This is a genomic window from Streptomyces sp. NPDC058877, from assembly GCF_042742855.1.
Lineage (GTDB): Bacteria > Actinomycetota > Actinomycetes > Streptomycetales > Streptomycetaceae > Streptomyces.
In genome coordinates this window covers 1-10,135 of record NZ_JBHYMF010000226.1, presented here as the reverse complement: position 1 = coordinate 10,135, position 10,135 = coordinate 1, and the positions used below count along the sequence as shown (strand labels likewise).

At 67.9% G+C, this 10,135-nt stretch carries 4 protein-coding genes; 3 read left to right on the top strand and 1 reads right to left on the bottom strand.

The annotated features are described in order from the left end of the window. Positions 1-447 (bottom strand): transposase family protein (locus ACFW2Y_RS31670; protein WP_384885950.1); only part of this gene is annotated, 447 nt, incomplete at its 3' end. 538 nt (positions 448-985) lie between these two features. Here ACFW2Y_RS31670 and ACFW2Y_RS31665 point away from each other — a divergent pair. From ACFW2Y_RS31665 to ACFW2Y_RS31655, 3 genes are all read left to right on the top strand, one after another. Continuing rightward, positions 986-8,470, top strand: a complete 7,485-nt coding sequence (locus tag ACFW2Y_RS31665) for a DNRLRE domain-containing protein (protein ID WP_384885948.1) — start codon at positions 986-988, stop codon at positions 8,468-8,470. Positions 8,471-8,533: 63 nt separating this feature from the next. Then, positions 8,534-8,872, top strand: coding sequence for a hypothetical protein (locus ACFW2Y_RS31660; RefSeq protein WP_384885947.1), 339 nt, complete (start codon positions 8,534-8,536; stop codon positions 8,870-8,872). A 413-nt stretch (positions 8,873-9,285) separates the two neighbouring features. Then, positions 9,286-10,044: a hypothetical protein gene (locus ACFW2Y_RS31655; protein ID WP_384885945.1), complete on the top strand. Its 759-nt coding sequence runs from the start codon at positions 9,286-9,288 to the stop codon at positions 10,042-10,044. Positions 10,045-10,135: the final 91 nt, after the last annotated feature.

The following is a 10,135-nucleotide window of genomic DNA, read 5'->3' as shown; positions in this document are numbered from 1 at the left end:
GTGCACCGCCCTGGTCGCCGCGGTGCGCGAGCCGCGCAGGCTCTTGCCGTCGACGGCGACCGCGCACAGTCCTTCGTCCTGGTCGGGGCGGCTGCGGTGTGCCGCGAGCCATGCTCCCACCGCCGCGTCCACCGCGTCGCCGTCCAGACGTGCCAGGAGACGGCCGAGCGTGGTCGCCCGTGGTGCGGCCCGCAGTCCCAGACGGCGACGGACCTCGTCGGGCAGGTAGGCGGCATGCCGCGCGACGGCGGCGAGGGTGGTGGCGCCGGCGAGTACGGCGGTCGTGCACAGTGCGAGGATCGGGCCGAGCCGGTAACGGCGGCCCTGCCGACGGCGCGGATCAGGCAGCACGTCGAGGACGTCGGCAAGGTCCAGCAGGCGGTCGGGATCGTCAGAGACGGAGCCCGCATCGTGGCCGAGGTGGCGGGACACAGCGGTAATCAGCAAGGATGGCATCCGGAAGCGGTTTGTTGTGATGAGGCGTCAGACACCTCCATCATCACGAACCGCTTCCTTCAGTTGATCACCTACCCGAACCCCGACAACCCGCTCTCACCCCGGCAGTTCAGGACGTCTCGCAGCCCGAGAACGCACGAGCCCTGATCCAACCCGGCAGGTGAGAACGCAGGCACCTTGACCGAACCACGACCAGTTCACAGCCGTCGAGCTGCGTCGGCCTGCCCACTGTTGACCCGTCCACACGATCAAGTATCGGCTGGAGAGAGGTGCGCCGCATGCTGAGCGAAGGCGTCCGCGACGAGGTCCGCCCGGCGCCGTGTGGGGCCCTTAGCGACGTCCGCCGGGATCTCCCGGCCACCGGGTTTTTGCCCTCCGCCGCAGCCACACACATCGAGACACGTTTTCAACGCAATCTCTTCCCAGCATGACTGTTTGATGCTCAGTCATGCCGAAATGACTGCTGTCGAATCTTGATAAATTCCGGCTGATCGCCAACAGGTGATCAGTATGTGGAGGAACAAACAGAATGAGACAACGGACGACCGCTCAGCGCGAGCGGCATCCGCTGCCCTCGCCTGGCCGCTTGAGGCGAATAGCCCTGGCCACGGCGTTGGTGATGACGTTTGGCCTGATGGAGGGGATCGCGGTTGCAGAGCCGCCTGCGGCTCCCGTCCAGGAGCCCCAGGTCCAGGGCCCCGCGGAGGCTGAGGACGCCGCGTCGGCGCTGCTCATGGCGCGGCTGCAGAACCGGCGGATCGAGGTCACCGGTGAGCGGACCGAGACCACGACGAGCTGGGCGAACCCGGACGGCTCGATGTCGCTGGACTCGTACACCGGGCCGTTCCGGTTCAGGGACGACAACGGCGCCTGGCGCAAGGTCGACCCCGAGCTCGTCGAGTCGACGACGGGTGAGGTCCACGCTGCCGCACATCCGCTCGACCTGACGCTGGCCGGCCAGTCCTCCGCCGAGGAGGTTGCCCGGATCGAAAAGTCGGGCGGCGAGCCGGGCGAGAAGACCACGCCCGCGATGCCGCTGGTCTCGCTGGACAGCGGTGAGGGCCACGAGATGACGCTCTCGTGGCGTGGCGCGCTGCCCGATCCGACAGTCCATGGCACCGAGGCCCGGTACGCGAATGTGTCGACCGGCACCGACATGGTGATCGAGTCGACCCGTACCGGCTTCGAGCAGTTCCTGGAACTGAAGGACCGCAGCGCCGTCGACTCCAACGGTTCGGTGACGATGACGCTCCAGGCCAAGGGTCTGAAGGTCCGGGCGAACACCGACCGTTCGGTGTCGTTCCTGGAGCCGGGCACCGGCAAGGAGACGGGCGTCCTGCCCGCGCCGGTGATGTGGGACGCGACGGTCGACCCGAACACCGGCGAGCACGAGAACAAGGCCGGCGTCGGACTGAAGGTCACGCAGAACGGTGACACGGTCGACCTCACGCTGACGCCGGACGCGGCCTTCCTCGCCGACCCGGCGACGAAGTTCCCGGTGACCGTCGACCCCGCGGTGAACCTCGGCGCGAGCTTCGACACCTTCGTGGAGCAGGGCTACACGACCGACCAGTCGGCGGCGACGGAGCTGAAGCTGGGCAACAACGGCTCGGGCCAGGTGGCCCGGTCGTTCCTCGCCTTCCCCATGTCGAAGATCACCGGCAAGGTGATCAAGTCGGCCAGCCTGAACCTGTGGAACTTCCATTCCTGGTCGTGCAACGCGCGCAGCTGGGAGGTCTGGGACACCAGCTCCGCCTCCACGAGCACACGGTGGACCGCCCAGCCGCACTGGAACAACAAGTGGGCCACCAGCACGGCGACCAAGGGCTACTCGTCCACGTGTGCCGACGGCTGGGTGAGCACGGGCATCACGAGTCTGGTCGCCGCGTGGGTGGCCAACGGCAACGGCACCAACACCCTCGGCATCCGGGCGACGGACGAGACCGACGCGTACGCGTGGAAGCGCTTCAACTCCGGTAACGCCGCCTCCAACACGCCGTACGTCTCGGTCACGTACAACACCAAGCCGGGTGCGGCCACTCCGCTGTCGCCGCTGACCGGAGCGGCGACGAACGACACGACGCCGACCCTGTCGGGCAAGGCGACCGACGCCGACGGCAACACCGTCCGGCTCACGTTCGAGGTCTGGAAGTCCGACGGCACGGCGGCCCTGCAGTCCGGCACGTCGACGTACGTGGCCTCGGGCGCTACCGCGACCTGGACTCCGGGCACGGCGCTCGCCCCCGGCTCGTACAAGTGGCGGGCGGCGGTCTACGACGGCCAGGACTGGAACGGCACCTGGTCAGCCTGGCAGACCTTCACGGTCGACACCACAGCGCCGGGCGCGCCCTTCGTGTCCTCGACGACCTACCCGCAGGACGGTGCCTGGCACGGCAGTGGCGGTACGCCGGGCTCGTTCACGTTCACCCCGGCCTCCGGTACGACCGACCTGGCCGGCTACGTGTACTCGCTGGACGGTGCCGCTCCGGTGACGGTGTCGGCGACCAGCACGACCACGGTGTCGATCACCCCGTCGGCCGACGGTCACCGCACGCTGAAGGTCCAGGCGAAGGACAAGGCCGGCAACGTCTCGACGGCGGTGTTCTACGACTTCCTGGTCGGTCAGGGCGCGATGGTGCGGCCCGCGGAAGGAGCGGTCAGCGCGCGGCGCGTGCAGATCGCGGTCGACGCGCAGCCGAAGTACACCCGCGTGACCTACCAGTGGCGTCGCGGACCCGGTGCGAGTGTCTACGACGTTCCGCTGGCGAATCTGACGAAGCAGGACAACACGCCGATCACTTCGGTGAAGGCGCGGCTGTCGGAGGTCGGCGAGTACGCGAACTGGTCGGTTCTGGAGACCCTCGGGCAGATCGGTGGTGTCGTCCAGGTCCGCGCGATGCTGTACACGGACAACGACGCGGACGCACCGTACATCAGTGAGTGGCGCGGCTTCACCGTCGACCCGAACGCCGACGGTGCCGCCTCCGACGACGTCGGTCCGGGTTCGGTCAACCTGCTCACGGGTGACTACTCGGTCAGCGTCACCGACGCCGACGAGTTCGGTATGTCCTCTTCCCGCAGTGCCTCCTCCAGAGGCACGGACCGGGGCTGGATGCCGCAGGGCCAGCGCCTGACAGCCAACCAGCAGGATGTCTCCACCGACACAACCGGCTTCTCCGCCACGACGGCGACGGTCACCCGGGACACCGCGCTCGGCCAGGACGGCTCGACCGACTCGCTGAAGGTCGTGCCGACCACCAACACCAGCGGCGACTCCTTCGCCATGGTCGGCGGCGATCAGACCGCACTGCGGCTGGGGATGAAGCCGGGCAAGACCTACCGGTTCTCCGCCTGGGCCTACGTCCCGGCTTCGACCGGGCTGTCCCCGCAGCACGCCCGGGGTCTGCGCCTGTACGCCGGGTTCAACACCCCTGGCGGCTTCGTCGAGCCGACGTCCCGCAAGGTGCCGTACACCGACGCCTGGGCTGAGCTGACGCTGGACTTCACGGTCCCTGCGGACGCGACCACGGCGTTCCTGCGGCTGTACAACGGCTTCGGGGCTAACTCGGGCAAGGCCGTGTACTTCGACCACCTCTCCCTGCGTGAGCTGGTCGCCCCGTTCGGACCCCAGTGGGCGGGCGGCGCCGCGGGCGGTGCCACGGACAACGAGCTGAACTCGCTGACCTTCCCCGGCAAGGACGTCGCGGTCATCACCGGCTACGACGACTCGACGATCACCTTCGCGAAGAGCTCGGACGGATCGTTCAGTCCCGAGCCCGGATCCGAGGGAGTGGTCCTCGCCGCTTCGGGCAGCGACTACGTGCTGACCGGTGACGACGGCACGCTGACCCGCTTCAAGAAGCAGACCGGCTCCGACGTCTACGTCGTCGACAGTGTGTCCGGCACGGACGCGGCGTCCACCAGCCGGTACGTCTACGACACGACCGACGGCCGTACGCTCGTCAAGCGGGTGATCGGTGAGGCCGAGCCGGGTGTCGACGACACCGGACAGTGCACCGGCAGCGTCCCGGCGCGCGGCTGCGAGGTCCTGGAGTACGTCTACGCGACGGCGACCACCGTCACGGCCACCACGCCCGGCGACTTCACCGACCGGGTGAAGGCGGTGCGGATCTGGTCCTGGGACCCGGGCGCCGGTGCCGAGACGGCCGTCGACGTGGCCTCGTACCGCTACGACTCCCTCGGCCGACTGGCCGAGGCGTGGGACCCGCGCAAGGGGTCGGCCGACGACACAGCCGTCTTCAAGACGGTCTATTCGTACGACAGCGGCAATCGCCTGAGCAAGATCGACACCGCGGGCGAGCTGCCGTGGTACTTCGACTACGGCCCGGCCGGCGCCGACCAGGACCCGGGCCGTCTGCTCCAGGTCCGCCGTCCCGCGCTGAAGCCGGGCAGCAAGGACGTCGTCGAGGGCGAGACTGCCTCGACGGTGGTCTACGAGGTCCCGCTCACCCGCGGTGCGGGTGGCCCCTACGACCTCGACGGCGCCAGCGCCGCGAAGTGGGGGCAGGCGGACGTTCCCACGGACGCGACCGCCGTCTTCGACGTCGAATCCACTCCCGCGACGAACACGGCCACGGCGACCACGCCGGGGCCGGACGGCTATCAGCAGGCAACGGTCCACTACCTGAACGCCTCGGCAGCGGAGGTGAACACCGCCACCTGGTCCCCGACCGGCGTCGGTGACATCGACACCGCCGAGTTCGACCGCTTCGGCAACACGGTCCGCACTCTCGACGCCACAGGTCGTCTTCTCGCCCTGGGCCTGGGTGAGAACGTCGACGAGAAGGTGATCGAGCTCGAACTGCCCGACGACTCCGCCGCGCGCGCGGGGCTCCTCGACGGGCGGAGCGTCTACAGCCGTGACGGCCAGGATCTGCTGGAGGAGACAGGTCCGGTCTTCCGCGCACTCTTGGACGAGGCGGTGCCGACGCAGGCCGACCCGCCGATGCCCGCCCTCGCCGCCGGCACCTCGGTCGTCGTGCGCGAGCACAACGTGCACAAGTACGACGAGGGCAAGCCCGACGGCGCGGCCTACCACCTGGAGACCACATCCCTCGACGGGGCCAGGATCGAGGGTTACGCCGACGACGTCGAGGTCCGGGTCACCAAGACCGGCTACGACACCCCGATCGGCGGCACCTCCGGCTGGACCCTGCGCACCGAGACCTCGGTGACGACGGACGCCGTGGCCGGTGGGGCGAACCTGACGGCCCTGATCAAGTACGACGCGGCGGGCCGCGCGGTCGAGTCCCGCAGGCCGGGCTCGAACGGCGCCGACACCGGCACGGTGAAGACCGTGTTCTACACGGCCGGCGCCAACCCGGACGACGCCGCCTGCGGCAACCGCCCAGAATGGGCCGGCAACCCGTGCGTCACGCTCCCCGGTGGGGCGGTGACCGGCGCGGACACCGCGCACATGCCGGACACCCTGCCGGTCAAGCGGATCACCCGCTACTCCCGCCACGGCGACATCGAGGAGACCACCGAGACCAACGCGGGCAAGACCCGCACGTCGACCACCGTCTACGACGACGCCGACCGCATCGTCTCCACGAAGATCACCGGTGACCTCGGCCAGGACCTCCCCGAGGTCACCACCGAGTACGACCCGGTGGCCGGCAACGCCGTCAAGACCACGGCCGGCGGAAAGACCATCACTCGGACCTTCGACGCCCTCGACCGCCTGCTCTCCTACACGGACGCGGACGGCGGCACGACCACCACCGAGTTCGACACGTTCGGCAAGCCGGTCAAGGTCAGCGACAACACCGGCACCACCACCTACACCTACGACCGCACCCAGGAACCGCGCGGCATGGTCACCTCGGTGACCGACTCCGTCGCCGGCACCTTCACCGCCAAGTACGGCCCCGACGGCCAGCTCACCGAGCAGACCTACCCCGGCGGCTACGTCCGCAAGGACACCTTCAACGCTAGCGGCGCCGCCACCGGCCGCACGTACACACGCGTCTCCGACGGCGCGGTCGTCTACGGCCAGCACCTGGACATGACGACCCAGGGCGCCGTCGCTGCCGACACCAACTCCACCGACAGCAAGGAGTACACCTACGACCGGCTCGGCCGCCTGACCTGGGCCGCCCAGACCACCACCGACGGCTGCACCACCCGCGCCTACGCCTTCGACGAGGCCGGACGCAGCATCGCCGGCCGCATGAACCGCACCTCCAAGACGGTCTACGCACCGGCCGAGGACGGCTCCTGCACGACGGCGAACGGCACGGTCACGGCCAGCTCGTACGACAGCGCCGACCGGCTCCTGACCGCCGGCTACACATACGACGCCTTCGGCCGCACCACGGCCACCGGCACCGGCTCGGTCAACACCTACTGGGACAACGACCTCGTCGCCTCCCAGACGAAGGGTGACAAGCGCCAGTCCTGGTCCCTCGACCCGGCCCACCGCTTCACCGCCTTCACCACGGAGGCCAAGCAGCCGGACGGAACCTGGGCGAACGCGACCAGCAAGCTCAACCACTACGGAGACGACTCCGACGAGCCCCGCTGGATCATCGAGGACACCACCCAAGGCACCCTCACCCGCAACGTCTCCGGACCGGACGGCGATCTGACCGCCACCACGTCCGCCACCGGCGACACCGAGTTGCAGTTCGCCAACCTCCACGGCGACGTGGCCGTCACCCTCGACACCGCGACGACCACGCCGAAGGTTCTTACCTTCGACGAGTTCGGCGTCCCCGCCGAGGGCCAGGCCACCCAGCGCTACGGATGGCTCGGCGCCAAGCAGCGCTCCTCCGAGGCGCTCGACGACGTCATCCTCATGGGAGCCCGCCTCTACGCACCCGCGCTCGGCCGCTTCCTGCAGGTCGACCCGCAGCCCGGAGGCAACGCCAACCCGTACGACTACTGTGCGGGCGACCCCGTCAACTGCACCGACCTCGACGGCAACTGGGGCTTCAGCTTCAAGAAGATGTTCAAACGCGTCGCCCGCGTCGCGGAGGTCGCCTCCTACATCCCTGGCCCCATCGGCAACATCGCCTCTGCCGTCGGCGCCATCTCCTACGCCGCCACCGGCAACTGGCGCAAGGCCGCAGAGATGAGCGTCGGCATCGCCTTCGGCTCCGCCGGCCGCGTCGCGGTCAAGGCGTTCAAGGCGGTGCGCGCCATCCGCAAGGCAGGCCGTATCAACCGTTGGGCATCGCGCGCGCGACGTGCCTCACGGTGCAATTCCTTCGCGCCGGATACGCCCGTCCTGATGGCGGACGGAAGTTACCTCCCGATCGGTGCCATCCAGATCGGTGACCAGGTCCTTGCGACGGATCCGGTGACTGGTGACACCACGGCACAACCGGTGTTGGACGTCATCGCAGGATACGGAACAAAGCACCTGGTCGAGATTGACACCGACCTCGACACTTCCAACGGAAGCCTTCTGGCCACCGCTGACCACCCTCTCTGGGTGATCGGCCGCGGCTGGATACCAGCTTCGCGCATCACGGTCGGCGACCTACTGTTGTCGCCTACGGGCGAGGGCACCCCGGTCCGCATGGTGCAGGACTTGGGTGAGATCGACAATCAGTCGGTCTTCAACCTGAATGTGGGTAACGTCCACACGTTCGTCATCAATGACGGGAATGTTGACGAGGTCGCCCACAACTCCAATGCGTGTCCGATCGTACGAGTCCAGGGGCGTCCCGGAGGAGGAATCGTTTCCCCTGGACCTTACGCGAGGTACGGCGTCAGTTGGCCCAAGGGTGTCTCTCGGAGCTTCAGGAGCATCCGCAGCAAGATAAACATGCTGGGTAACAAGTACGGCTGCCATCGCTGCGGAACCAAGAAGCCGGGAACGAGGAGCGGAAACTGGATTCCAGACCACTGGCCTGCGGTCTCCATCAACCTGCGTTGGGGAGGGAAGCTGAAAACGGTGCTTCTTCCGCATTGTAATGCCTGCTCGACATTGCAGCGTGATAAACTCAGGCTGCTATCCCTAGCGATCAGGAGGCGGCGCCGCTAGTCGCTCGGCATTTCGCCCCGCTCGGGAAGTATCCGAGCGGGGCCCGTGCAGGAGAAATTCAAAGTGAAGACATTCATTCGAATCGTGCTTATTGGCGAGATCTCGGAGGATGACGTTGTCGAAGTAGTCGCCCAGGTGTTCGATACACACCCTCACAACCCTTTCACCATTCTTGCGGACGACTGGGAAATCGAGGTCGGCACATCGAGCGATTTGGAGGGGGAAACCCACTTCCCGCTCGCCGGTTCCACGTACTACCTGGATTGCTGGCCAGATGAAGGCGTAAGCTGGAGTGAAGTGCAGTCGAAAATGGCGGTACTTTCATCTGCCTTCGGGGCGGTAAACGTGAACGCGATTACGGGCATCAGTTTCCAGGAGGAAAGCGGCGAGGAAGCCGAATAGGAAGCTGGCGGATGTCGATTTCTGGCAACTCGCATCCGGTGCCGGTTCGGTGGTGCCGAGAGTCGCTAGCGCCGGGAATGACCTGCGGAGAGGTCGGAGGCAGTGCGGTCTGCTGCATCCGACCTCTCCGTCCTCTTTTCAGGCTATTAATACAAAACGCTTTGCGTTTTCGCTCGTTGACGGTGCGCGAACTGAGAGACCCCGTCGGGGATCTTGAGGACCGAGCTCATTTTCCTTGCTGCCACCAGCATTCCCATGCCAGGTGGGTCTGTACGGTCAACTGGACAGACCCCTCTCGGGCGTCGAATCCAGTCAACGACAAGCCCCTGTTTCGGCAGGAACGGCACCGCATCCAGCCGCTCCAGGCCACCCCGCCCGCGGGCGGCGAGTTCCTGGGTCGCATAATCGCTCGTGTGAGCGACCTGCCCGTTCCCTTGCCGCCCGGATCTGCACCTGCGGGTGCTCCTGCCTGGCTGTCCCACGATGCCTTCCGCTGGGCAAATCCCAGGCTGTCGCGCTGGGCACAGCCCCGGTGGCCGGCACTGACGCTGTTGATGACCGTGATCGCGGCGATGATTCTGGAGCCGGAGCAGCGCTGCACGGTGGCGACCCCTTGCGGGCCGGACTGGGTGGGCATGATCCAGGTGGGGCTGGCCGTGGTGCAGCTGTTGTGGTATGCCCGGCTGCCGGAACTCACTCTCGTGTCGGGACCGGTGCTGGCGGTCATCGTGGCGGTGGAGGAGTTCCCCCTGCCCGATACCGCTTCCGACGCCGCCAACGCCGCCGTGATCGCGGCGCTCGCCTTCGGGTGGGCCGCATCCTGGCAGCGGCTCGCTCTTCGGCGACGGCAACGGCGCCTCGCCGAGCAGGCGGCCGCCGGGGTGCGGCGCCCGCTCCCCGGCGGCACGGGCTCGCTGCGGCGGGGGATCGTTCCCATCGTTGCCGGGCTGGTGCTGTGCGCCGTGGCGGGCGTGGCGGTCGACCAGGGCCTGCGGGGCATTCACGAGGACGAGCAGCGGGCCGCGAAGGCGGTGTCGGTATCGGCCGTCGTCCTCGGCCAGGGCGAGGAAACGCTGCGCGTGCGCACCTCGGACGGCTCGAAGCGCGCCGTCGACGCCGTCTTCCCCGAGGACTACGACACCGGCAGCGTCGTGACGCTCCTGTCGGACTGAGGTTCCCCCGCTGTGCGGGAGTGGCTGACTAGCTGGTCAGGGCGGGTTGACGTGGTTTCAGGTTCACTTGTTCGGTCGCTGCCTGGTTGGC

What these genes read in the sequence shown, in the direction of transcription:
- ACFW2Y_RS31665 (WP_384885948.1), top strand. Translation starts at nt 986, where the DNA reads ATGAGACAACGGACGACCGCTCAGCGCGAGCGGCATCCGCTGCCCTCG.